24 protein-coding genes are annotated in these 23712 nt (G+C 43.8%); 4 read left to right on the forward strand and 20 right to left on the reverse strand.

Annotated elements, in window-relative coordinates:
* Positions 1–126: 126 nt before the first annotated feature.
* From CU633_RS12800 to CU633_RS12810, 3 genes are all read right to left on the reverse strand, one after another.
* Positions 127–1098 (reverse strand): ROK family glucokinase, encoded by a 972-nt coding sequence (locus CU633_RS12800; RefSeq protein ID WP_101660986.1) that lies wholly within the window; start codon positions 1096–1098, stop codon positions 127–129.
* Between the two features lie 17 nt (positions 1099–1115).
* Complete coding sequence (locus CU633_RS12805; protein ID WP_101660987.1) at positions 1116–1325, reverse strand: YqgQ family protein; 210 nt, start codon at positions 1323–1325, stop codon at positions 1116–1118.
* Positions 1326–1495: 170 nt separating this feature from the next.
* Positions 1496–2956, reverse strand: a complete 1461-nt coding sequence (locus CU633_RS12810; RefSeq protein WP_101660988.1) for a spore germination protein — start codon at positions 2954–2956, stop codon at positions 1496–1498.
* A 107-nt stretch (positions 2957–3063) separates the two neighbouring features.
* On the opposite strand from CU633_RS12810, the gene CU633_RS12815 reads away from it, so the two are divergent.
* Entirely contained in the window at positions 3064–3288 is a 225-nt protein-coding gene (locus CU633_RS12815; protein WP_101660989.1) for a hypothetical protein, read from the forward strand.
* Here the strand turns inward: CU633_RS12815 and CU633_RS12820 are convergent.
* The 9 genes from CU633_RS12820 to CU633_RS12860 form a co-directional block, all read right to left on the reverse strand.
* Positions 3254–4810 (reverse strand): rhomboid family protein, encoded by a 1557-nt coding sequence (locus tag CU633_RS12820; RefSeq protein ID WP_101660990.1) that lies wholly within the window; start codon positions 4808–4810, stop codon positions 3254–3256. The genes CU633_RS12815 and CU633_RS12820 overlap by 35 nt on opposite strands.
* 168 nt (positions 4811–4978) lie before the next feature.
* Positions 4979–5176 carry a hypothetical protein gene (locus CU633_RS12825; RefSeq protein WP_101660991.1) on the reverse strand — a complete coding sequence of 66 codons (198 nt, stop codon included), beginning with the start codon at positions 5174–5176 and terminating at the stop codon, positions 4979–4981.
* Between the two features lie 116 nt (positions 5177–5292).
* Positions 5293–6249 (reverse strand): L-lactate dehydrogenase, encoded by a 957-nt coding sequence (locus CU633_RS12830; protein ID WP_101660992.1) that lies wholly within the window; start codon positions 6247–6249, stop codon positions 5293–5295.
* Between the two features lie 107 nt (positions 6250–6356).
* A complete protein-coding gene (locus tag CU633_RS12835) occupies positions 6357–7142 on the reverse strand; it encodes a DUF92 domain-containing protein (protein WP_101660993.1) in 786 nt (261 codons plus the stop codon).
* The gene (locus CU633_RS12840) at positions 7135–7704 is read right to left on the reverse strand and encodes a 5-formyltetrahydrofolate cyclo-ligase (RefSeq protein WP_101660994.1); all 570 of its coding nucleotides are present in this window, start codon (positions 7702–7704) and stop codon (positions 7135–7137) included. The genes CU633_RS12835 and CU633_RS12840 overlap by 8 nt, the downstream gene beginning before the upstream one ends.
* A 195-nt stretch (positions 7705–7899) precedes the next feature.
* On the reverse strand, positions 7900–8049 hold the full coding sequence (gene rpmG, locus CU633_RS12845) for a 50S ribosomal protein L33 (RefSeq protein ID WP_101575611.1): 150 nt from the start codon (positions 8047–8049) through the stop codon (positions 7900–7902).
* A 59-nt stretch (positions 8050–8108) separates the two neighbouring features.
* The gene (locus CU633_RS12850) at positions 8109–8741 is read right to left on the reverse strand and encodes a hypothetical protein (protein ID WP_101660995.1); all 633 of its coding nucleotides are present in this window, start codon (positions 8739–8741) and stop codon (positions 8109–8111) included.
* 50 nt (positions 8742–8791) lie between these two features.
* The gene (locus CU633_RS12855; protein ID WP_101660996.1) at positions 8792–11212 is read right to left on the reverse strand and encodes a glycosyltransferase; all 2421 of its coding nucleotides are present in this window, start codon (positions 11210–11212) and stop codon (positions 8792–8794) included.
* Complete coding sequence (locus tag CU633_RS12860; protein ID WP_101660997.1) at positions 11209–11901, reverse strand: DUF4912 domain-containing protein; 693 nt, start codon at positions 11899–11901, stop codon at positions 11209–11211. The genes CU633_RS12855 and CU633_RS12860 overlap by 4 nt, the downstream gene beginning before the upstream one ends.
* 352 nt (positions 11902–12253) lie before the next feature.
* On the opposite strand from CU633_RS12860, the gene CU633_RS12865 reads away from it, so the two are divergent.
* The gene (locus tag CU633_RS12865) at positions 12254–12601 is read left to right on the forward strand and encodes a hypothetical protein (protein ID WP_101660998.1); all 348 of its coding nucleotides are present in this window, start codon (positions 12254–12256) and stop codon (positions 12599–12601) included.
* An 11-nt stretch (positions 12602–12612) separates the two neighbouring features.
* Entirely contained in the window at positions 12613–13104 is a 492-nt protein-coding gene (locus CU633_RS12870; protein WP_101660999.1) for an endolytic transglycosylase MltG, read from the forward strand.
* Between the two features lie 200 nt (positions 13105–13304).
* Here the strand turns inward: CU633_RS12870 and phoU are convergent, their stop codons facing one another.
* From phoU to CU633_RS12910, 8 genes are all read right to left on the reverse strand, one after another.
* A complete protein-coding gene (gene phoU / locus CU633_RS12875) occupies positions 13305–13964 on the reverse strand; it encodes a phosphate signaling complex protein PhoU (protein ID WP_101661000.1) in 660 nt (219 codons plus the stop codon).
* Between the two features lie 229 nt (positions 13965–14193).
* Entirely contained in the window at positions 14194–15024 is an 831-nt protein-coding gene (gene pstB, locus CU633_RS12880; protein ID WP_101661001.1) for a phosphate ABC transporter ATP-binding protein PstB, read from the reverse strand.
* A 48-nt stretch (positions 15025–15072) separates the two neighbouring features.
* Complete coding sequence (gene pstA / locus CU633_RS12885; protein ID WP_101661002.1) at positions 15073–15951, reverse strand: phosphate ABC transporter permease PstA; 879 nt, start codon at positions 15949–15951, stop codon at positions 15073–15075.
* A 1-nt stretch (position 15952) separates the two neighbouring features.
* On the reverse strand, positions 15953–16894 hold the full coding sequence (pstC, locus tag CU633_RS12890) for a phosphate ABC transporter permease subunit PstC (protein WP_101661034.1): 942 nt from the start codon (positions 16892–16894) through the stop codon (positions 15953–15955).
* 89 nt (positions 16895–16983) lie between these two features.
* A complete protein-coding gene (locus CU633_RS12895) occupies positions 16984–17952 on the reverse strand; it encodes a PstS family phosphate ABC transporter substrate-binding protein (protein ID WP_101661003.1) in 969 nt (322 codons plus the stop codon).
* A gap of 335 nt (positions 17953–18287) precedes the next feature.
* Positions 18288–20420 carry a peptidoglycan D,D-transpeptidase FtsI family protein gene (locus CU633_RS12900; RefSeq protein ID WP_374703371.1) on the reverse strand — a complete coding sequence of 711 codons (2133 nt, stop codon included), beginning with the start codon at positions 20418–20420 and terminating at the stop codon, positions 18288–18290.
* A gap of 169 nt (positions 20421–20589) precedes the next feature.
* Positions 20590–21804, reverse strand: a complete 1215-nt coding sequence (locus tag CU633_RS12905; protein WP_374703370.1) for an MFS transporter — start codon at positions 21802–21804, stop codon at positions 20590–20592.
* 225 nt (positions 21805–22029) lie between these two features.
* Positions 22030–22638, reverse strand: a complete 609-nt coding sequence (locus CU633_RS12910; RefSeq protein WP_101661006.1) for a superoxide dismutase — start codon at positions 22636–22638, stop codon at positions 22030–22032.
* 359 nt (positions 22639–22997) lie between these two features.
* On the opposite strand from CU633_RS12910, the gene CU633_RS12915 reads away from it, so the two are divergent.
* Positions 22998–23693: a Crp/Fnr family transcriptional regulator gene (locus CU633_RS12915; protein WP_101661007.1), complete on the forward strand. Its 696-nt coding sequence runs from the start codon at positions 22998–23000 to the stop codon at positions 23691–23693.
* Positions 23694–23712: the final 19 nt, after the last annotated feature.

Below are 23712 nucleotides of genomic sequence, written 5' to 3' on the forward strand. Positions count from 1 at the left end.
CGCTGGAGCTGGACATCGAAACGCCCAACTATATTTAGAAACGTTTATACTTTCCTATAGCTAAAAAAAAAGGAATTTTGGACTATCCAGCCAAAATTCCCAAGCTCTTCTGCCAAGACCCGTATATTAATCAATTTTATTTTTGACAAGCCAGGCGGCCCCGATGACCCCGGCGTCATTTCCCAATGTAGCGAGGGCCAATTGCGTGGTTTTGGCTATCCGTGGAAAGGCATGGTTTGCAAAGTGCTCCCGTACAGGATTGAGCAGAATATCTCCTGCCTTGGAAACACCGCCGCCAAGCACGATCTTTTCAGGGTTCAATGTATTGGCAATGCTGGCTAACGCGAGCCCGAGATGAAAAGCAACCTCGGCAACAACTTGTTCAGCAAGTGGATCCTGTTTGGCTGCTGCCTCAAAAACATCTTTTGCTGAAATCGCCCCAGTGCGCGTAAAGATTTCAAAAAGTTCGCCTTTGCCCTCTGCGGCTTGAAGTTTTTCGGAAGCAATCCTGACAATTCCTGTTGCGGATGCTACGGTCTCAAGGCAACCTGTTTTTCCGCAGTTGCACGGAGCTCCTCCCGTGATGACCGACGTAATATGGCCAATCTCTCCTGCCGCCCCGTTAACCCCCTGGACAATGTCGCCATTTGCAATCACACCGCCGCCAACACCGGTACCGAGAGTGACGCAGACGAGATCCTTCGCCCCGTTCCCGGCGCCTTTCCACATTTCTCCAAGCGCTGCACAGTTCGCATCATTATCTATCACTGCAGGAAGGGAAGTTTCAACTTCAAGTAAATCCTTTAACGGATATTCGTGTTTCCAGCCGAGATTAACCGCCTCGTAGATAACCCCGGTTGTTAAGTTTACCGGGCCGGGAGCTCCCATTCCAATGCCGAGCAGCTTTTCTTTTGGCTGGTCAAGCTCGTTCAGTTTTTGATCAATCGCTTTTGCGATATTTGTCGTTATATTTTTCCCGCCATTTGTGGTGTCGGTTGGAATTTCCCATTTATGTATAATTTCACCGTACAAATTGATAAAAGCAAGCTTTGTAGTCGTTCCGCCCAGGTCAACACCTGCGATCCATTTTTCTGACATCCTCTTCACCTTTTCTTTTAGCGATTTTTTCGTTTATCATATTCTCTGGCTATTTCATTGCGGAGCAATAGTAATGCTGATTGAAATTGTTTTTCATCAATTAATTGTGATTGGTGGAGCTCTTTCAATTCAGCTTCCATAAATTCAAGGTCGGCCAGCCTGTCCCCTATGTAAATGATCGTGCCAAACTTTTTAAAAAATTGTTGGACATCGTATATCGATTTCATTTTTCAACCTCACAGATTGTGAATATTAGAACATGCCGTCATGATTAAAGTATAGTCTAAAGCGATGGCTTGCTCAAGAGGAATATCAGCCAGTTTCGCAATTAAAAAAGCCTTCCATATAGAAGACTTCTTAAATTGGCTTAATTTTGCGCTGACGGGATAGATCCGCTCTACCGGTCTGGATCTTTCGGATGCAGCATGCGCGGCCGTCTGTTTTTCAAAGGAATGGGCGCACGGATCAGTACGTCACGAAATGCCCGCGCGTTGAACGGAATGAATGGCCATAAATACGGGACCCCGAACGATTGCATTCGAGCCAGCAATATAATAAATAGCGCAGTACCGATTACAAATCCGTAAACATCAAACATGGCTGTTGCCAGCATGAGGAAAATGCGGACAATCCGGTTCGCAAGGCTTATCTCATAGCTCGGGGTCGCGAACGTTCCGATTGCAACAATAGCAAGATACAGGATTACTTCGTTTGTAAATAGTCCGACCTCAATCGCCACTTCCCCGATCATGAGCGCGGCTACCAGCCCCAGCGCGGTCGCCAGCGATGATGGAGTATGAATCGCCGCCATTCGGAGCATATCAATTCCCACTTCAGCGAGTAAAAATTGTAACAGGAGCGGAACCTGGCCCGCATCATTCGGGCCTATAAAAGAAAGATTTTCAGGCAGCAATTCAGGATTTACAGCGAAAAGGTACCAAAGAGGGAGCAGAAAGATTGAAGCCCAAACGGCTATAAAGCGGACAAATCTTAAATAAGCTCCAATCATTGGTTTATTTCGATACTCCTCGGCATGCTGAAGATGATGCCAGAACGTAGTTGGCGTAATAATGACACTTGGTGAGCCATCCACGATCAAGATTACATGCCCTTCATATAAGTGGGCTGCTGCTGTATCCGGCCGCTCTGTGTAGCGGACCATCGGATACGGATTCCAATGCCGTCCGGTCACAAATTCTTCAACCGTTTTTTCCGCCATCGGCAATGCATCCGTGTCGATGTTTGACAAGGAAGTTCTCAGTTTTTCAACAATGTCCGGGTCGGCAATATCCTCGATATAGCAGATCGCCATATCTGTTTTTGAGCGGCGGCCAACCTGCATATACTCCATTCTTAACGTGCGGTCCCTGATCCTTCTTCTTGTCAACGCCGTATTAAAAACAATTGTTTCAACAAAGCCATCTCTTGATCCCCTGACCACTCTTTCAATATCGGGTTCCTCAGGTCCCCGCACCGGATAAGTACGGGCGTCAATCAGGATCACCTTGTCAATGCCGTCCACCAGCAGTGCCGTCGGTCCAGCCAAAACAGTATCAACCGCTGAATTCAGATCATCGGTCGTTTCCACTTCTATATAGGGAATATGCATTTTAAGGAGCTTTTCCAACGGCTGATTGGCAAGCTGTTCCTTTTTAAGCTCCATCAGCTGCCGCATCATGAAATGCAAAATTGTATCCTTTACCAGTCCATCTATCAGATAAAAAGCCATCTTTCTTTCAGCATATTCCACATCAATCTGAATCACATCAAAGCTTTTGCCGACCCCGAGCTCTTTCCGCATAAAAGCAATATTTTCTTCTATTTGTTCATTTACCGGTACTTTTTCCCTTAGATCCATACCTTCACCTCAAAGAACATTTATCCAGCCAATCCAAACTTTACCTGATTATTGATACTTCCATCATTGACAAGTAGCAGGCTAAACATACCCGGCAAGCATTTCTGGTGTTTGCTGTACGGACAAACGAGATTCCCGGGCATTTGTGGGAAGGTTTGTACAAAAACTATTTTTTAGGCATCCAAAAAAAGGATGGAACCATCATTGATCCAATCGACAGTTCCATGCCTTTGATTTTGCTTGCAAAAGATCAATCTCACTTATTGGTTGCTTTTGAAACAGCTGACCGTGAACCCGTTATCCTCCGCCAGCGGATTCAGGATAAGCGTTAATTCTTGTTAATAAATCGTGATACTCCTGGTTGGATGGTTTCATTTTCACGGCGTTTTCCGCATGGGTTTGTGCTTCTTGAACGTTTTGTTCAGCAAAGAGAACCCATGCTAAATAATAATGAGCTTCATCAAAGCGCGGTTCCTTCTCAATCGTTTCAAGCAAATGGCCTTTCGCCTCGTCATTCATTCCCAGCTTCAATTCAGTAAAGGCCAGTGCGTACAAAAACTGGGCTGAACGATTTTCACTTTCAGGATAGTTGATAAGCGTTTTATAGGTTTTATCGTATTGCTGTGATTGCGCATATTTCCCGGCAAGAGAGAGCACCGATTGTTCATCCATTGTTCTTGCTGTTTCTTCATATCCGTAATTTAACAGCCAGCGCACTGAGCCAAAACTCAACAGCAAAAACAGCAACTGCAGTAAAAGTCTTTTCTTTTCCGGAAAATGAACGACACCAGCAGCTAAAAAGCCGCCGGCAAGACCGCCGATATGGCCGGCATTATCAATTCCCGGAATGGCAAATCCCAATCCAAGATTGATGGCGATCACGACAATCACATTCATGCCCATCGTCCGAAAAAAAAGCTTTGGATGAATAAGCCCAAAATAAAGAAGCGCGCCAAAACAGCCGAAAATGGCTCCGCTTGCCCCGGCAGATAAGCTTGGGCTGAAGGCGAAGCTGGCAAGCGACCCTGTAAACCCGGCAAATAAATAAATCACAAGAAACCGTATGTTGCCGTAAATCCTTTCTATCAAGGGGCCGAGATAGAAAAGAGCCAGCGTATTCATGAATAAATGCAGGATGCCGATATGAAGGACAATCGGCGTAAAAAACCGCCACCATTCACCTGCGATAATGTGCGGATTGGACTTCGCACCGAATTCAACAAGCGTTGCAGTATTTGTACTGCCTCCATTCAATTCAAGAACAAGGAACATCATTACTTGAATAGCAATAAAGATGTAGGAAAAGAACGGGCTGCCGTACCCGAACAACGCTTTTTCTTTTTTTACCTTATTTACAGCCTCAGCCAATGCCGCTTGCTTAACCGTCTCGACGTCCTGTTCTGTATATTCCCCATTGACGGGGAATGAAATGGAGTCGTCAAAATATTGTCCAACAGCTTCCAGTGCTGAAAGCCCGTTCGCCCGATCAATGATATGGGTTGAGACGATCGTTTTTGGTAAATCGGGGTGTGAATACGGTTTCTCAATGCGAAATGAATAATCGTCTACCGGGGGATATGGGGTTACATAAATATTGACCATATTCAATTCACGGTGGCCAAGCTGCTTGCGGATCCTTTCTCCATTCGCCGCCGTTAATTCAATATCGCGCTGCAGCCAATTCCCCCAATCAAGATTGTATCTTAACAGTCTGATGATTTGCGCCTGTTTTTGTTCAATTTTTTCAAGCCAAAGCCCGGTTTGCTCATTGGATAACTGAACGATCCGGTAATGCTGCTTCGAAATTAAATAATGGGCCAGTCTCCAAAATAAATAATCTTCACGAAAGCTCAATTTTTCCCCTACTTTCTTTGTCTCAGCACGGTCCCTGTATAAATCTTATTTTATCGTAAAAAAACAGTTCATATATCCCGTTTTTTTGAAAAATCATCAGCGCATTTGTCACAATTGCTCTTTTGAATATTTCCTTTGTATCCTGAAAAAAGACCTGCACGGGTCTTTTCACTTACCTCTGGCAGGTCCTGAGAATACGGTTTTCATCATTTTGTTTTTGACTCCCGGAATATTCATCAGGGAAGCAACGAAAAACCTTCGGCCAACGGGACGCCGCATCACCGAATTGACCAACTTATAGCGATTTTTAAACAGAAAATAGACTGCGGTTCCAATTAAAAAAATTGAAGAAATTGTCCTGATCATAAACATCCCTCCTCGTATAGTTTGAGGAAGATCCGCTTTTTTTATCCGCGCTGAAATCGGCGGCAGTATAATTAATTAACAGTAGAAAGTCGGTCTAAGCCAATGGTCCCCTTCAATTAATGATTCCTTTTTAAGACAGGGTCCATTGTCTTTTTAAGCACATTTACAGAATGGGTGAATTTCTCATTCTCCTCTTCGGTTAGATCCAGTTCAACAATTTCCCTTATTCCGTTTCGATTGACAACGGCCGGCACGCCAATAAATATATCTTTATGCCCGTATTCTCCGTCCAGATAAGCGGAGACCGTCAAGACGGAGTTTTCGTTTTGTAAAATGGCTTTAGTGAGCCGGACGAGGCTCATCGCAATGCCATAATAAGTGGCACCCTTTCGCTGGATGATCTGGTATGCAGCGTCACGCACATTGATAAATAAATCCTCCAAATCCTCGCTGCGAATCCCGGCATGGCTTGCAACCAAATCAGAGACAGACCTGCCTGCAATGTCGGCATGGCTCCAGACCGGAAGCTCCGTATCACCATGCTCACCGATAATGTATGCATGAACATTACGGGTATCAATGTGAAAATACTCCCCGAGCAGAAAGCGGAAGCGCGCAGTATCCAATAGCGTTCCAGACCCGATTATCCGTTCCTTTGGCAGCCCTGAAAATTTCCATACCGCATAGCTTAAAATGTCAACCGGATTGGTTGCGACGAGAAAGATTCCGTCAAACCCATTATTCATCACCTGTTCGACAATCGATTGAAAAATCCGCGTATTCTTTTCAACAAGGTCAAGCCGCGTTTCCCCAGGCTTCTGGTTTGCCCCGGCGCATAGAACGACCAGGTCGGCGTTCCGGCAATCTGAATAATCTCCATACCATATTTTTGTCGGGGATGGGGCAAATGCCATGCCGTGGTTAAGATCCATCGCATCTCCCTCAGATTTTTCCTTGTTTAGATCAATTAAGACAAGCTCTTCTGTAACCCCTTGATTTAAAAGAGCGAAAGCATAGCTGGATCCGACAGATCCAGTTCCGATCAGCGCTACCCGATTTACTCCTTTTTGCATACCATTACCCCTTTTTTACATATTTATTAATGACCGATTAAAAATGGATAGGAAACTCCTCTGTTCGTTAACTTATTTTCACCACTTGTTGGAGTGCTGCCATTTTGCTATGGAACCATTATATATACAAGCATTCCCGCTGCAGCGGCAATCAAACATGATAAAAAGTTGACAGCGTCATTATCAAACAGCCGAAAGCCCTTAATAAGCTGCGCCTGTTTCCCGCAATGGCTGCTCTTTTCGATCACTGAGCGGCACTGATTGCACTGATATGCGGCTTGAAGATATGCTCCCAAGAAGGTATCGAAAAGATTCCCGATGAAACCGAGCAAGAAAATCAGTAAAGCAATGATAAACTCAAATCGAAATAAACCCGTAGCTAAAATGGCAATCAGCAGCGAGCCGCACAAAGCCGCTGCCGTGCCCGTAACAGTGACAGCACCGGAGGTCCCTTTTTCAACCCTCTGGAAATTCCTGATCAGAATCGGATCGGTTTTACTGAGTGAGCCGACTTCAGACGCCCATGTATCAGCATTGGCGGCAGCAAGAGCGATCGAAAAACCGATAACCCAGACTGGATCGTGCGTGTAATCGTGAAGCAAGGCAAATCCTGCCGGAATAGCTCCATTCGCAAGCACTTGTTTCCAATCTCTCCTTGAACCCTTTTCGTGTTTATCGGCAAAAGCTTTCTCTCCCGCCCGATATTTTGACCATAAACTTGAACTGATAAAAAAGGCTCCCAACAAGATTAATCCCTGCAGACCAGTTCCAGCACCAATGGCAAATCCTATCAGGACAGAGGCCAGTGCCCCGCTTTTTGATAATGAACGTGATAAATAGGCGAGAACGGCAGCAGCCACGACGAATAACCCTAAAATCAATGTGCTACTCATCGGCAACGATGACTTCTGTCTCAGTAATAATTTTTGCAACAGGCAGATCGTGTTCCTCCACCGGAAGCTCTTCGAACATTTGCTCTCGAAAAGCGAGTGATATTGTCTCACCGTGATAACCGGCTAAAAAGCGATCATAATAACCGCCGCCAAAGCCAATTCGAAAACCGCTCCGTCCGAACGCAAGGCCCGGGACAATTAATAAATCGATGGTTTCGCCATCAACCGGAGTTGTCAGCTCCTCAACAGGCTCGTATAATCCGAAAAACACTGATTCAAGATGGGCAAAGCTCTCGAGCGTACGGAAGATCAATTGCTTTTGCGCCGGAACGCATTTCGGCACAACAACACGCTTGCCGAGCTCCCATGCTTTGCGAATGATTTGATATGTATCAACCTCCGGAAAATTTGAAATCGTTACACCGATCGTCTTTGCTTCCAGCCAGCTTCGATCTTGAAACAGCTTTGTTGCGATCCGGTACGATTTATCCTCATACAATGGTTTGTTAAGTGCAGCGAGCCGTTCTTTTACCATTTTCCGAATCTCACTTTTCCTGTTCATGGACCCACTCCCTTTTTACAATACTATCCACAAAGAAAACCCGCTGGCTAACAGCGGGTTTTAATCTGAAGCACGGATTAAAAACGGGCTCCCTGTTCTCTCGTTGAAATTTAAAGTGCTCAGTCTCACCGCTGACTTTCTATGGTAAAAGTCGATTTTTTTATACAAAAAAACAGCAGGAATAGCTCCCACTGCTTATTTTGTTTCGCGGTGTAAAGTAACACGTTTTAATCTTGGGCTATATTTCTTTAGCTCAAGACGGTCCGGGTTATTGCGTTTATTTTTTGTAGTGATATAGTTGCGATCACCAGTCTCTGTGCAAGCTAATGTAATGTTTACACGCATGTTATTTCCCTCCAAACTATACCTAACTAGTTCGTGCATACGACTTTTCTATAATACCATTATTTAAAGGAAAATGCTAGTCTGTTTTTTAAAAGTGCCTGATTTAAATGAAACAGCTCGTCCTGTGACGAACCTTTCATCATCCACGCGTTCGCTGTGACGGTTTGCTTGGCCGCCAATTTCAAGGAAAGGGAGAAAATGCTGACTGCCAATCCTTTCGCCATTGGCTGATAGCGGAGCTGCCCTTTTTCTGCGCAGCTCCAAAAAGCCTCTGAAGCAATATTCCAGAGCGGTTGGACTGTCGATTCCTCCATGGGTCGACCGTTATAGTGACCGTTTATTAAAAACACTTGGTCTTCGGTCAGGTGAAAGATTACGTTCTTCACGGGTGAAACAAATGCAACATGATCTTTTCCGGCATTTTCATAAGAATGCATCATGAGAAGCTTGATTTTGGTTGGCTCGAGTGAATGATTTGTTACATAAATATCATAAAAACGAATTTTCGAGTGGGGATGGTGTCTATTCATTTTGATTGAAAGCAATTCTTCGGGTATAAGCTTTTCATACCCGCTATCTGCCCAATACATTCTTCCGTTGATCCAAATCCCCGGCTTTGCTTTAAGCTGTTCCGTTTCCCTGTATTGTACTGGCTCGTTTTCCTGAAAGAATGGACCATCTTTTGTTTTCATGTTCATTTGCACCTTTTACATTTTATTTTTTATTCCAGATTAATGAACAGCTAAATTCTAAAGTTTAAAAGAGCTTCGTCAAAAACCCGCTTTGTTTCCTCGGCGATCCGGTTCCAGCTGAATAAGCTTTCAACCATTTTTCTGCCTTGTTCGCCAATTTCAATTGCCTTTTGCTCATTGCCAAGAAGCCATTCCGCTTGTTGGATCAGACTCCCGGAACTGCCCGGGGCCATCAGCAATCCAGTTTTACCATGCTGAACAAATCCTTTTAAGCCGCCTGTTTCTGAAACAATCACCGGCTTGGCAAAGCTCATTGCTTCAAGGGCAACAATTCCAAACGGCTCGTACAGGCTCGGGAAAATGGCGATCGAACATTCCCCCATCAAGGCGTTTCTTTGCTCGTCATTAATAAATCCGACTAAATACACGAAATTCTCAAGCTGATAATCTTTTACCATTTTCCTGTAAACCTCAAGCATGGGCCCTTTCCCGGCAATGATAAAATAAATATCATCCTCGAGGTGTCTCATTTGGGTTGCGGCTTCAATCAGTGTCTCAAATCCTTTTTCAGCCACCATTCTCCCAATCGAGAAAATAAGTTTTTTTTCATGGCAGACTGGAAGCCCGTCCAATCCTTTCCTGTCATTCTCCGTCCGGGCCGCTTTCTCGATTCCATTGGCAATCACAGATATCTTTTCCGAATTCGTCCCAAAAATGTGGCCGAGTTCTTCTTTCATAAATTCACTGCAGACAATAACATGATCCGATAAATCAAGCAGCTTTGCCTCTTTTTTGTGGATCGACCGCTGCATTTCGGTATAAATGCCATTGTTGCGTCCATGCTCCGTTGCGTGAATCGTCACTACTAAAGGAAGCTTCAATAATTTTTTGAGAGCGGCGGCAGCACTGCCGGTTAGCCAGTCATGGGCATGAATAAAATCGAAATGGAAAAGTGATGAGAGTTCGGCCGCTTTTGAAGCGATCGCTATATTTAATCCTCCGACCCACGCCAGGAAATCGCTGTCTTTTTCGTTATATGGTTTTACCCTGTGGACGTAAACACCTTCGATTATGTCAAAGCGGACCAGGCCATCAACCAGTGCAGTGATCACATGTACTTCATAGCCCAGCTTTGCGAGGCTGACCGACAATCCATGCACATGCCTTGCGAGGCCCCCTACAATATTAGGAGGATACTCCCACGTTAACATGAGAATTTTACGCTTTTGTTCGCGCATTTGAAGCCCTTGCTCCGGCTTTACTTCATTTATCCATGTATCAACAGACAAGGAGGTTAAAACAGCTGGCGGAAAGCCGCTTGGAAGGTCGGTTCGATTGCGGATCGTCCCTGCCAAAAGAGCTGATTTTAATTGCTTGTAGTTGAAAATATGCTTATCAGCATACGCTTTTTTGAAATGTCTTACGTTCGCTATCTGCCCGGTTAATAAACACCATTCAACAATCATTTGCTTCATGGCCGCTTTCTCTTCGCCGGTCCCCTCAATCTTGCCAGCTAACTGTTCAAGCTCTTTTTCGATTAAAAAGCTTTCTTCAAAATAAGGAAGAAGGCTTTCCTCTAACAGCTTTTCGGATTCGCCAAAAGGCAGTGCCGAGGTACTGAGGTGAATTTGTTCAAGCTCTTCTTGAACAATATCCGCCCGCTGCCAGCAAATGATTTGGTCATCGGCAAGACTGATGATTTGCCCGATATAGTTGTCAATATTGCTTGTAAAAGCAGTGAGTTCGAACGCGGCTGACAATACCGGCCCGGTGCTTTTAGAAGCCAGTTCGTCTGCTTTCCGGCCGATCACCATCCCCACGTCTTCGCTTGTTATCTCACAGATTGGAAAAACCGTCAATCCTCTTGGAGTCTGAACCGCCTCAGCTCCGGCTGCCTTGGGGAGCGGATCTCCATACTTTACCGTATTTTCATGTAAATAACTAAACTGAAACCCTTCATGCAGTAAATACAAATCCAGCCCTGGCATGTATGCACCACGGGGAAACCAAAATCCTTTCGGCTTTACATGGAAATAATCCTCAAGAATCGAGAGCCCTTCGTTTATTTGTGACCTTATTCCGGCAGGTGTAGAAATAAACGGCAGCAAAGCCCCCGTCACCGGACTGGCAAGAAGCTCAAGCTTTCCGTCCCGGGTCAGCAGCCGTATTGGTACCGATATCCGATATTCCCAGTTTGCCCATGCTTTAAGAATATTTTTATTTTCATCTTTTTGTTCCAAATATTCCGTCAACGCTTTCCGAAAAGCGGGTTGATCGGCCAGTTCGTAAAAAACGGGTGGTAAGGCAAGCTGGAATAATGCTTCGCGGTTGAAAGCTTGCAAATAGTCGAGAAAGCGAATCAGTTCGATAGAAAATTTATACACTGGCTCTTTCTGTGCTTCCAGGCAATTTTCAAAATCTAAATAGGAAAAGTCTGAATATAAGACAAGCTGAAAATTCACTTTTATCATTCTCGCTCCTCTTTTCTACTCGTTTTCTCATAATAGCTGTAGGTGCTGACATGCTCAATCCAATTGGGAGGAGAATCGGATTTTTCCATAAATGTTGTAATTTCTTTAAATAATTCCCGGCTCTGGTGCACAGAAGTTCTTGGCATATGCACCGAATTGGAACGCAACAAAGGAAAAAATCTTGTTCCGGACAGCTTCACGCCAAGTTCTGTACAGTAGGAACGATTTGGTTTTAGCCCTTTAAAAGTCCAGTTTTGCACATCTTCCGGAACCATCATTTCATGGTATCCATGCGCATTATTCCCATTAAATATAATTGAAGTGATATCATACAGGCGCAGCACTGTTAAAAAATCGCCGTAATCCTGATCAAAGTATTGTTCTACGAGGTTCTTTATAAAGGGAGAGAGCCTCCAAAAAGCATAAACCTTGTCAGCAGAAACGATCCACAAAACCAGCTCGTCAGGCGCTGGAAGAGCAGCAAAATCACGCAGTGCGGAAAAGCCGTTTCCAGCTTTGATATCGATTTGCCGGGGTCCGGATACAACGGCAGTCCGCAAACCATTACGTTCTTCATTCATATATTTTTTCCACTGGTATTGGACCCTTCCAACAGTTGAGCCAAGCTCGAGGGCTATTTTACGAAACGACAGCCCGTTCCTGCGAAGTTTGATAATTTCCTCAATCATTTCCACACCTCATTTTCTTTTGGCTAAAATATATATTATATGCATGAACGCTTCCGATTATGAAAAAAGGTTTACTTTCATGTTAGCATTGAAAGGAAAAGCCCACAATAAACGCATTTTGTCGGATCTTGTATACACCCGGGCGAGCACAGATGGAATTTGATGTAAAAATTTCGATTTTTTCAGAAAGCTATCTTAACAAGCCGACGTTTCGACAGCGGCAAAATATTTAGACTTCTTTTTCCGACAACGTTTTCTGAAAAATTTTTGATGCGAATAACGTCGAAATTTGCTGTTTCTAATGGTAAAATATTTTTGTCATAGACAAATGAAACCCAACTGAGGTGTATTTATGGAGTATTTAATGTTAGGGATGCTTGCCCTTTCAATACTATTAATTATTGTTTCGATGTTTCTTAAAGACCCGCACAAGGAAGTCCGCGACGATCTGGACGAATTTTCATTGCAGCAAATGCAGGAAATCTACCAAATTAAAAAGAAGCTGGCTGTTCTCGAGGAAGAACTTCTTGTTTATGAAGATTTGCAGCCTTCGTTTGTTCCGAAAAAAAAGCAAATCCATGCCATTTTAAAAAATCAGGTTATCTCCCTTGCCCAGCAAGGCTTAACCACCGAACAAATTGCCAGGCAATCGTCTCTGTCGACAAGTGAAGTAAATTCGATTCTTCAGGAATTAGGATAAGGGGACGCGTTATGAATAAGCGAAGTGTAAGATCATTTGCGGTTGGCATTTTATTTACAGTCAGCTGCATCGGTTCGTATTATTTTTTTATTGATGGAAAGCCGGCCCAGTCTGTTGATCAATCGATCGAGAAGCTCGAAGCTGAAGGCTATGTCGTTTTATCGCAAGATCATTTTCTGGAACTGAAACGGGCTGGTAAAGCGCAAACAGAAGCCAATCCGCCTGACACGACCGAAAAAAAGGAAGAACAAGCGGCAAACAGCGAACAACCAGAACAGAATCCTGAGCAATCAGCGCCTGCGTATCAGCTTGTAGTTACAAGCGGCATGACCTCATCGGAAATTGCCACCCTTCTTGCCGAGCAGACCATCATCGAAAACCCCCGGGAATTCGAGCTATTTATGGAGCGTTCCGGGTACAGCACGAAAATCCAGGTCGGAACCTTTGAGATCAATAAGGGAATGGATTATGAAGAGATTGGGAGATTGATTACGAAAAATTAAAGGAGCAGGCGTGAGCTTGCTCCTTTTTTAAGCTATAGGAAAGTATAAACGTTTCTAAATATAGTTGGGCGTTTCGATGTCCAGCTCCAGCGCCTAGCCCCTCGAGTCGCTTCGGTCCTGCCAATGAAGTCAAAAAGCGACTTCACTGTCAGGCCCTCCAGCGCTTGTCGGGGCTGACCAAGGCGCTTGCGCTTTTCTTATCAACTATTCAAATCGTAGCGGCGTCCTTTAACCAAGTAAATAATGCTCTCGGCAATATTTGTTGTATGATCGGCAGCTCTTTCAAGATAGCGGCATATAAATGAGAGCTGGGTAATTTGCGGCAGGAATTCAGGCTTTTGAATACTTAGCTGGAGCAGGTCCTTAATCGCTTCTCCATATAACTCATCAACATGATCATCCATTTCGGCAACCTTCTTGCCCTTCACAACATCTTCTTCCGTATAGCCTTCTAAAGCAATCTGTAACATTTCTAAATTTAGCTTGTGCATTTCCTTAATGTGCTCGATTGGTTTTATAAGCGGCTCATTGCCAATCCTGATCGTCGATTTAGCAATATTGACAGCAAAATCGGCGATTCTTTCAATGTCGGTCGCAATTTTAATGGCGACGATAATTCTGCGCAGATCAATCGCTACCGGCTGCTGTTTGGCAATCAGCAAAATGGCAAGATCATTGATTTCCTCTTCCAAAATATCGGCTTTCGTATCGTCTTCCATTATTTCAAGTGCCAGCTCAATATTTTTTGTTTCTAAAGCCTCAAGCGATCTTGTTAAAGCCTCACTTGCCAATTGCCCCAATTCATTAAGCTTGCTTTGTAAATCGTTCAGTTCTTCCTGAAATTTTTCCCGTACAACCATCTGATTGTCTCCCTTCATCATGCCGTAATATAAGAAAAGTGGAGGTGCCTTGTGGAATAAGTAAAAACCGGCTTGTTCCTATCATTCAACCCCGACAAGCGCTGGCTAACCAAGAGCACCAATAGTAATTCCTGTATCGAAACGATCAGGCTTTTTAAAAACGCATACAACTACTGATATGATGAAAAATCGCGCGAGTTGTTTCGCACGATTTTTCTTATAAGGCTCATTACCCGAATCGGCCGGTAATATAATCTTCGGTCCGTTTATCTGCCGGAGTAGAGAAAATTTTATCCGTATCCGAAAATTCAACTACCTCTCCATTCAGGAAAAAGGCTGTTTTATCGGAAATACGTGCTGCCTGCTGCATATTATGCGTAACGATAATAATACTGAAGTTTTTCTTTAACTCCTGAACAAGTTCTTCAACCTTTAATGTTGAAATCGGGTCAAGGGCAGATGTTGGTTCGTCCATTAAGATGACATCCGGCTCAATTGCAAGGCAGCGCGCTATGCATAAACGCTGCTGCTGTCCGCCTGATAACCCATAAGCATTCTGGTTTAAGCGGTCCTTCACTTCGTCCCAGATCGCTGCGCCCCTTAAACTCTTTTCAACGATTTGATCGAGGATCTTTTTATCCCGAATCCCGTGAATTCTTGGTCCATATGCTACATTTTCATAAATCGATTTTGGGAAAGGATTAGGCTTTTGGAACACCATCCCAACCTGGGTGCGCAAGTCCTCCACTTTATAATCCCGATCGAGAATATTGCGCCCTCTGTAAGAAATCGTTCCTGAAGTGCGGACACCAGGAATCAGCTCAATCATCCGGTTTAGCACTTTAATATATGTTGATTTCCCACATCCTGATGGGCCAATAATCGCTGTTACTTCGTTTTCGAAAATATCAAGGTCAATATTTTTTAAAGCCTGGTTTTCACCATACCAGAGGTTCAATCCTGAAGTTTTATAAACGACGCCATTCCCGGCATTTTCCGCGTTATTTCTTTGATCATTCCCCGTATTTATCGCAACTGTCTTCTCTTTTGTTGTACTCATTTGATTTCCTCCTTCATCCAAAAAGAAAGTCTCTTTAACGTCCCAGTATTAATATCTCTTTTGAAATTTATTGCGGATGATAACCGCAATTGAATTCATCAACAATAACAGGACAAGAAGAATCAGTATCCCCGCTGCTGCAACAGCATGAAATTCTTCCTGCGGACGGCTCGTCCAGTTATAAATCTGCATTGGCAGAACAGTAAAAGTATCGAAAATCGATGTTGGCGTAAACGCAATAAACAATGGAATTCCGACTACAAGCAACGGAGCTGTTTCACCGATCGCACGGGAAAGAGCCAGAATGCCCCCGGTTAAAATTCCTGGAATCGCTGCCGGGAGCACGACCCGGACGATGGTTTGCCATTTTGTCGCTCCCATTCCATAGGACGCTTCACGAAGCTCTCTTGGCACCGCGCGAATGGCCTCCTGCGATGCCACAATAATAACGGGCAAAACCAGCAGGCTCATCGTTAATCCGGCTGTGAGTACGCTATTACCCAAAGCAAGAGCCCGCGCAAAAACGGTTAAGCCGAGCAGACCAAATACGATTGATGGCACGCCAGCCAGGTTCGAAATATTTACTTTAACAAAGTCATTAAATTTGTTTTTCTTCGCATATTCCTCTAAATATAATGCCGTGCCTACTCCAAGAAATAAGGAAACAGGCGCAATGACCCCCATCAGCCATATTGTCCCGATTAACGCTGTTTTTACTCCAGCCTGCTCAGGTCTTCTTGAAGGCAGGTTCTGCAAAAAGTCCATATTCAGATAACCAATTCCTTGAGTGAATATCCGATATAGTAGAACGGCCAGAACCACTAATCCAAAGCATGTTGCAATGAAGAATATTCCTTTGAAAAGATTGTTGCGCATAATCCGCGCTGGCATTTTCTTTTCAACAATTTTTTGATCCACTAGTTTCATATTAGTATTCCTCCCTGAAGCGGCGAGAGATAAACTGTGCAAGCAGGTTCATCGCGAGTGTGAAAATAAATAAAGTCATACCCACTGCATAAATGCTGTAATAAATCGTTGTCCCAAAACCGGCGTCTCCGGAGCTGACCTGCGCGATATAGGCTGTCATCGTTTGAATGGATGAAGTTACATCCCATGCAAGGCTCGGAGTTGACCCGGCTGCCAATGTCACGATCATCGTTTCACCGATCGCACGGGAAAGAGCTAACACAACAGATGCTACAATTCCTGAAACTGCGGCAGGCAACACGACTTTTACCGCTACTTCAAATTTAGTAGAACCTAGCGCAAATGCTCCTTCACGCATCGCGCGGGGCACCGATGACATGGCATCTTCCGAAAGAGATGTCACCATCGGCGTAATCATGATTCCTACAACAATCCCTGCGCTTAGCGCGTTGAAGAAATCTATTTCCGGTATGAAACTGCGCAAAAGTGGAGTCACAAATGTCAATGCAAAAAAACCATACACAATCGTTGGAATACCGGCCAGCACTTCTAAAATCGGCTTGATAATCCGGCGTGTTTTGTCTGAAGCATACTCACTCAAGTAAATGGCAGATGCGATCCCGATCGGTACTGCAACAACCGATGCAATGGCCGTTACTTTTAAGGTGCCTGCGACAAGCGGTAAAATTCCGTATGACCCCGATGTTTCCGAAAACGGATACCACTTGGTAGAAGTAAAAAATTCCGCTAGTGAAACACGGCGGAAAAACTCAAATGTTTCAAAAATAAGCGTAAATATAATGCCAAAGGTTGTTAAAACTGAAATAACCGCTGTTCCCAACAGAATAATCGGGACTATTTTTTCAACGATGTTCGGCGTGCCTTTTCTCTGCTTTTTTGCTTGAATTAGCTCACGAACTGAGAGAGACTGTGCTGTTGACATTTTATTGCCAGCCAAAATTAAAAACCCCTTTCATCACATGACAAGATGAGAAGCACCAAGGAAGGCTTCCCATCTTGTTAAAACCAATATTACTTCAATCCTTCAAGTGTTTCCAATGCTTTAGTATAGTCTTCTTCAGGAAGGCTTACATAACCAACGTCTTCTGCAAGCTCGCCTGCGTTTTCAAGCAAGTAGGTCATGTAATCATATACATGCTCTTCTTTTAACGCTTCATTGCTTACATAAGTAAATAACGGGCGGGAAAGTGGTGCGTATTCTCCGCTTTCAATTGTTTCATTTGTCGGTTCAACCGGACCTTCGCCGCCATCGATCGGCACTACTTTTAAGCTGTCTTTATTTTCAACGTAGTATGCATAACCGAAGAATCCGATCGCATTCTTGTCATTTGCCACTCCTTGAACAAGAACATTGTCATCTTCAGATTGTGTTGCACCTTGAACCATTTCTTCGTCTTCAAGAATCACTTCGTTCCAATAATCGTAAGTTCCGGAGTCTGTTCCTGGTGAATAAAACTTAATTTCTTCTTCCGGCCATCCTTCACGGATATCAGACCATTTTTTTGTTGTACCATCGTTAACCCACATTTTTTTAAGCTCGTCTACTGTCAGGTGGTCAACCCATTCATTTTCAGGGTTTACAACGACTGAAAGGCCGTCAAAGGCAAGTTGAAATTCTGTAAATTCAATGCCTTTTTCTTCTAATTGGGCTTTTTCTTCATCTTTAATTGGACGGGATGCGTTGGACATATGCGTTTCGCCGGCAATAAACTTTTCAAAACCGCCGCCTGTTCCGGAGAATCCTACAGATACTTTAACGTCCGGTTGTTCCATTTGATATTCTTCAGCAACTGCCTCCATGATCGGATATACAGTTGAAGATCCGTCGATATTGATATCACCTGATAATTGTGCATTTTCAGTACCGTTGCCTGTATCAGGGTTTTCATTGTCCCCTTCAGCTCCGTTTCCACATGCTGCAGTGAATGCAAGCACTGTGCTCATCACTGCTGATAATGCCAAGAACTTAAACTTTTTCATTTCTTTTGGTCCCCCTAAGAGATATGGTTGTTTTGTCCTACATGTAATACATTAAAGCTAAACTATTAATCGCGTTTTAACACTTTGTAAAGGTTTTGTAAATTTCGCTGAAAACTGTGTAAAAATGTCGAAAGCGGGTTAAATTAATAATTTGGCAAGCGATTTCTCAGGCGGTTTATTTTTGGAAAGTTTACTTTAATTATACCCACAATTGCAGAATTAAATCTTTCTTTTAAAAACTGAGAATGCCCCATGAATGACTGAAATTTAAGTTATTTACCCATTAAAAAAACTGCTTTCAGTTTTCGAAAGCAGTTTTTTACTGTATTCGCATATTAGTTGTCGACGCTTTGTTCATTTTCTTCCCGTGCTGTTTCCTGTCCTGCCTGAACCTCTTCAATATTTTCCTCTTCCTGGACAGGATTTGCCGGGTTCATATTTTGTTCAAGACGCTGCTTCTTTAAATTAAAGTATGCATCAAATGCTTTCTTTCCTATTTTAAGGTTGGCTTTATGGTCTTTGTCACCCTGGAAAGCCCACGGCACCAACACGGCGATGGCGACCTCGGGGTTCTCATGCGGAGCGTAACCGACAAAGCTTAAGTTCATGACTTCGGGAGCTTCTTTGCCAAAATTCTTTCTTAGCGGCCCGTCATAAAAAGCTTCGGCTGTTCCCGTTTTCCCGGCCGGCAAATATTCGAGCGGAAACCAGGTGTATGCTGTACCTCCCGGTTCCTGGACTACCTGGCGGAACCCTTCCTGGACGCGGTCGATCCACTCTTCTTTCATCGGCAGCTTATTCAGAACCTTTGGCTTGATTTCCTGCATAATTGGTCCAAGCTGGTTATTTTCCATGACCGGCTCCCTGATTTCCTTCACCAAATGCGGCTCAAGGCGGTGGCCGCCATTTGCAATCGTTGAAACATACTGGGCAAGCATCATGTTGGAGTACGTATCATATTGCCCGATTACTAAGTCAAGCAGGAAACCCGGTCTTGTGTCCATCCCTTTAAAGCCAATCGTTTCGTTCGGCAGATCAATCCCGGTTCTGACGCCAAGGCCGAACTGGCTGAATGAGTCACGGATCGTATCAAAAGCCTGCGGGTTCAACCTAAGCGGACCGTACGGAATATATTCCCCGCCGCCGATCGTGACCGCCGTTTTGAACATATAGACGTTCGAAGATCTTTTTAACGCAAAGAGATCATCAACAGTACCCATGTTTGTCCACGATTTTTTTACTGGTGTACTTCTAATATACATCGGTGCGTCAAGGTGGCGGCTTCCAGGTCCAATTGCCCCTGTTTGATACCCCGTTAAAACCGTCGCACCCTTGACAGCTGAACCAACGTTGTAGGTGGTTGTGATATTTCCGAGCGCATCATCCTGCATTTCATCCTGCCCAGTTTCTTCATTTTTTACAATCCGCTTGCCTGCCATGGACAGGATTTCACCCGTATTGGGATCCATCATCACCACATAGGCCCGGTCCAACAGGGAAGTGCCGGGTTCGCCTTTTGCAGCCCAAAGCTCTTCTTCAATCGCTTTCTCGACCGCGAGCTGGAGGTCCATGTCAATGGAGAGGACCAGGTCTTTGCCGCGCTTGCCCTCAGAAATGACTTCCGTTTTCAGGACATTGCCCGCTTTATCGGTAATATTTTTCACCTTCGCTTTTTGGCCGTGCAGAACATCCTCATATTGCTGCTCAATATAGCTGATCCCGACGCGGTCATTGCGGCTGTAATCGCGTGACAGGTAATAATCAAGCTGATCCTCGGGCAAACCTTTATCCGCATCGGACACTTTGCCAAGCACGGACTTCAGCGTATCTCCGAATGCATAAAAACGGTCCCAGTCCGTCGTCGTATCAACTCCGGGCAAATGTTCGAGGTTCTCGCTGACAACCGCAAATTCTTCCGGGGTTACTCCCTCGTTTTTGACAATTTGCGGCGTCAGGGCATAGCCTGAGCTCAATTCCCGGTAAATAGCGAGCACTTCAAGCTCATCTTTACTGAATTCATTAATTTCTTCTTCGGTAATTCTTTCGAGCTGCAGTTTGTAAAGATCCTTATCCGTCAGCTCTTTCTCCTCAAATAAAGCTCGTTCTTTGTCGGTAATTTTTTCGGCAGCGCGGTCGGGATTTTTCAAAATCCAAAAATCCTTGCGATCGCGTTCACGTACTTTACTTGTATCTTTATCAATAAGCTTGGCCAGATTCTCGGCGACTTTCAGAATCTCCTGCTGTTTCGTTCCTTGATATTTCGTATATGTGATCGCGTTCAGCGGCGTGTTATCAACAATGACCTTTCCGTTCCGGTCAAACATTTTCCCCCGCGGCACCGAATTGCTGACGATTTTATCTTCGGTCCGTTCAATCTCACGTTTATAATCGTCACCATATACAATTTGGACAACGCCCAATCGCAAAATCAATAATGAAAAAAGCAAAAACACAGCAAAGAACAACATGTTCAGCCGAAACGGCACATGCGTCTTCTTTTTCTTTTTGTTCAACTCTCCACACTTCCCTTGTACAAGGATTTCATTTTTCTATCATTTATTCTATAAGAAAAAGAGCGATTTATCTATTGTTAACCGTATTTTCCATAAAAAAACAGGAAATTTGTCGAAGTTCCCCTCATGTTGAAGAAAAATGAATATTGCGGACACATAAATAGATGAGGCTGTGGCCGGCTCCAAGAATCAGCAGCAGGATAGGAATGCTCTTTTCGTTATTAAAAAAGGTAATTGCCAACAGAAACAAAGCAATTGAAACGATCCTTCCTGAATTTAAAAAGAGCTCGCGGACGACAATATATTCGATTCTCATTTCCGCAGCTTTCCATCCCCTGCCTATCACATCATAGGTGAGCGACACATATGGAACGAGAAGAAGCGGATAGGCAATCGCGATGACCGCTGCGTACACCAGCATCTTTGTAAAGGTCGGTTCGAAGACAACCAGGAAGATCGACACATATAAAATCAAACCGCCAAACAAAATCGCCTTTTTCCGGTTTCTCTTTTTAATCATCCTTGATACAATATAGTATGCGATAAAGGCAATCCCCGAGTTAATCAACCCAAAAGCACCAAGCGCCATTTCACTTCCTGTTGAAATAAATACAAACACGGAGATGATAAATACAAAGACGCCTTCACGCAGCCCCTGAAAAAAATGCGCGTTTGTAATCAGCCGCCAATTCCGGTTATTCTGTCGTTCGGAAAGGATGCGCTGAAACCAGAAATGTCCCTTTGCAGGCCTTCTTTTTAAAAAGAAGCTAAAAAAAACTGCTGCGGAAAACAATGTTAACGACAAACCGAAAACGATTGAATAGCCGGTAAAATTCTCAAGCCGCGAAATGATAAAACCGGCAGCGATCGGGCCGATCATTCCTCCAATCGAGTTTAAGATTCCGAGAAAACCATTAAAGAAATCGCGTGTTTCCGGTTCGGTTATTTCAAAGGTGAGCACATTAAAGGCGAGCCAATAAAAACCATAGCCGATCCCCAGCAGCCCCCCGAGCAGCAGCAAGAAGCTCGAAGCATCGGTTCCGATAAACAGCACCGCTAAATAAAATGACGCTAAAAAAATGACGCCAATCCGCAAAACAATGACCCGGTCAATTTTCTTCGCCCATCTTCCCGCCAAAACGAAAGTGATCGGCTGAAGCACGACGACCGCTAAATTATACAATCCCAAATCGGTGAATTCGCCTGATTGTTTCCACAGATAAATATTAACAAAGGTATTGGAAAGGGCAACACTTAATGAATAAAGGCCGCCTATCAGCAGCAATAAACTTAAATCTCTTGTAAGCTCGACATCTCCGATCAATTTGTTCAATTTCATCAAAAAACTCCCCTTTGTATCACAGGGGTAGTTTTCAACAAAATCAACTCTTGTATGCACTTTCCGGTGAAAAAGGGGATGGAGGTTCAGAAGGTTAGTTGCTAAATACGGAGTTTTCCTTCAATTGTATCGATCCTGAGTTCCAATCACAAATTTACTAAGAATTGTAATAGATTTAAAAAACCCCTGCCGGAAAAAATCGTGACAGGGGTCTTCATTGATAAATTATTTCGCAGCGCTGTAACGCTTGGCAACTTCATCCCAGTTTACAACGTTCCAGAATGAGGTGATGTATTCAGGACGGCGGTTTTGATATTTGAGGTAATAAGCGTGCTCCCAAACATCAAGTCCAAGAACCGGTGTTTTGCCTTCCATTAAAGGATTATCCTGGTTTGGCGTGCTTGTTACTTCCAGTTCGCCATTATTGACTGCAAGCCAGGCCCAGCCGGAGCCAAAACGAGTAGTTGCCGCTTTTGAAAATTCTTCTTTAAAAGCTTCAAAGCTGCCGAATTTGCTGTTGATTGCATCCGCCAATTCGCCAGTCGGCTCGCCGCCGCCATTTGGTGAAAGGATTTGCCAGAATAATGTATGGTTGGCATGTCCGCCGCCATTATTGCGCACAGCTGTACGAACCGCTTCAGGAACTGCGTCCAAGTTGGAAACTACCTCTTCCACAGTTTTTGAAAGAAGCTCTGCGTTTCCTTCCAACGCGTTATTTAAGTTTGTGACATATGTGTTGTGGTGCTTTGTGTGATGGATGTTCATCGTTTCTTTGTCGATGTGTGGTTCCAGTGCATCGTAAGCATAAGGTAATTGCGGTAATTCAAAAGCCATCATTAATTCCTCCTTATGTATCGTAAAGTTAATGCTCAAGATTCGATCTTAAGCACTTCAGCATAAGATTACCAAAGTTCGGTAAGCGTTTCAAATAAAATGCTTATAATAATTCCACTATTTTCACTGTTAAAAATGAATTTTGGATCATAGATCTCATGCGTTATGGAAGAAATCGAGGCGGATGGGCATTAAAGCAATTGTTTCGAAAAGTTGTCATTTTTCCAGTCATCCCTTTGCTGTCAATGATATAAGTTGCTTTCACCGAAAAACGCAGCCATTAATTGGAAAAACCATATTGACATGTTATAAATACTTCTTTTAAATCAAAAGTGTAAGGACTAAAAGGAGTGGCATATATGGGCGAGATAAATTTATCACTTTATAGTTTACTGCTGCAATATTTTATCGATAAAGAAACGGTTCAGAAAGTGAAAGCCGGCACAATTCTTTTTCAGGAAAAAGATCCTGTCCAGCATATTTATATCCTTTTGGATGGCACTGTTGCCCTTGGGAGAATTCACTTAAAAGGAAAAGAATTTATTCTGAAAATCCTCAATGGCGAAGAACTTCTGATTGAATACCAGCTGTTTAAAAATTCCGACAAGTATCATTTCTTTGCCAAAACGATCAGCGACTGCGAAATGCTAATGATCAAGCGTGAACACTTTGAGCACTATATTACACATGATCACCGGGCGTTAAATGCCCTGACAACATGGCTGAGCACCCGTTACTTAAAAGCGCAGATGAAGTGCCAGGATTTAATCATGCACGGAAAAAAGGGCGGTCTTTATTCGATCATTATCCGCCTCTGCAACAGCTATGGCGTGATGACTGATGAAGGCATCCTCATCGATATTCCACTGACCCACCAGGAGCTGGCCAACTTAACATATGGCACAAGGGAAGTTATCCAAAGGATGCTGAAGGAATTGCGGGAGCTCGATGTAATTTCCTATGATCAGCAAAAGTTTCTGGTCAAAGACTTAAATTATTTGCGCCAGGAAGTTGACTGCCAAAACTGTCCGTTTGAAATTTGTGGCGTAAATTAATGCCGGGCCTGTTAATTAG

The sequence above is a fragment of the Bacillus sp. V3-13 genome, assembly GCF_002860165.1.
In the GTDB taxonomy this organism is placed as follows: domain Bacteria; phylum Bacillota; class Bacilli; order Bacillales; family Cytobacillaceae; genus Bacillus_BJ.

What these genes read in the sequence shown, in the direction of transcription:
- CU633_RS12830 (WP_101660992.1), bottom strand. Translation starts at nt 6,249, where the DNA reads ATGCAAAAAGGAGTAAATCGGGTAGCGCTGATCGGAACTGGATCTGTC.
- pstC (WP_101661034.1), bottom strand. Translation starts at nt 16,894, where the DNA reads ATGTCAACAGCACAGTCTCTCTCAGTTCGTGAGCTAATTCAAGCAAAA.
- CU633_RS12870 (WP_101660999.1), top strand. Translation starts at nt 12,613, where the DNA reads ATGAATAAGCGAAGTGTAAGATCATTTGCGGTTGGCATTTTATTTACA.
- rpmG (WP_101575611.1), bottom strand. Translation starts at nt 8,049, where the DNA reads ATGCGTGTAAACATTACATTAGCTTGCACAGAGACTGGTGATCGCAAC.
- CU633_RS12855 (WP_101660996.1), bottom strand. Translation starts at nt 11,212, where the DNA reads ATGATAAAAGTGAATTTTCAGCTTGTCTTATATTCAGACTTTTCCTAT.
- CU633_RS12850 (WP_101660995.1), bottom strand. Translation starts at nt 8,741, where the DNA reads ATGAAAACAAAAGATGGTCCATTCTTTCAGGAAAACGAGCCAGTACAA.
- pstB (WP_101661001.1), bottom strand. Translation starts at nt 15,024, where the DNA reads ATGAGTACAACAAAAGAGAAGACAGTTGCGATAAATACGGGGAATGAT.
- CU633_RS12900 (WP_374703371.1), bottom strand. Translation starts at nt 20,420, where the DNA reads ATGTTGTTCTTTGCTGTGTTTTTGCTTTTTTCATTATTGATTTTGCGA.
- CU633_RS12810 (WP_101660988.1), bottom strand. Translation starts at nt 2,956, where the DNA reads ATGGATCTAAGGGAAAAAGTACCGGTAAATGAACAAATAGAAGAAAAT.
- CU633_RS12835 (WP_101660993.1), bottom strand. Translation starts at nt 7,142, where the DNA reads ATGAGTAGCACATTGATTTTAGGGTTATTCGTCGTGGCTGCTGCCGTT.
- CU633_RS12860 (WP_101660997.1), bottom strand. Translation starts at nt 11,901, where the DNA reads ATGATTGAGGAAATTATCAAACTTCGCAGGAACGGGCTGTCGTTTCGT.
- CU633_RS12915 (WP_101661007.1), top strand. Translation starts at nt 22,998, where the DNA reads ATGGGCGAGATAAATTTATCACTTTATAGTTTACTGCTGCAATATTTT.
- CU633_RS12825 (WP_101660991.1), bottom strand. Translation starts at nt 5,176, where the DNA reads ATGATCAGGACAATTTCTTCAATTTTTTTAATTGGAACCGCAGTCTAT.
- CU633_RS12905 (WP_374703370.1), bottom strand. Translation starts at nt 21,804, where the DNA reads ATGAAATTGAACAAATTGATCGGAGATGTCGAGCTTACAAGAGATTTA.
- CU633_RS12805 (WP_101660987.1), bottom strand. Translation starts at nt 1,325, where the DNA reads ATGAAATCGATATACGATGTCCAACAATTTTTTAAAAAGTTTGGCACG.
- CU633_RS12840 (WP_101660994.1), bottom strand. Translation starts at nt 7,704, where the DNA reads ATGAACAGGAAAAGTGAGATTCGGAAAATGGTAAAAGAACGGCTCGCT.
- phoU (WP_101661000.1), bottom strand. Translation starts at nt 13,964, where the DNA reads ATGGTTGTACGGGAAAAATTTCAGGAAGAACTGAACGATTTACAAAGC.
- pstA (WP_101661002.1), bottom strand. Translation starts at nt 15,951, where the DNA reads ATGAAACTAGTGGATCAAAAAATTGTTGAAAAGAAAATGCCAGCGCGG.
- CU633_RS12910 (WP_101661006.1), bottom strand. Translation starts at nt 22,638, where the DNA reads ATGGCTTTTGAATTACCGCAATTACCTTATGCTTACGATGCACTGGAA.
- CU633_RS12865 (WP_101660998.1), top strand. Translation starts at nt 12,254, where the DNA reads ATGGAGTATTTAATGTTAGGGATGCTTGCCCTTTCAATACTATTAATT.
- CU633_RS12895 (WP_101661003.1), bottom strand. Translation starts at nt 17,952, where the DNA reads ATGAAAAAGTTTAAGTTCTTGGCATTATCAGCAGTGATGAGCACAGTG.
- CU633_RS12800 (WP_101660986.1), bottom strand. Translation starts at nt 1,098, where the DNA reads ATGTCAGAAAAATGGATCGCAGGTGTTGACCTGGGCGGAACGACTACA.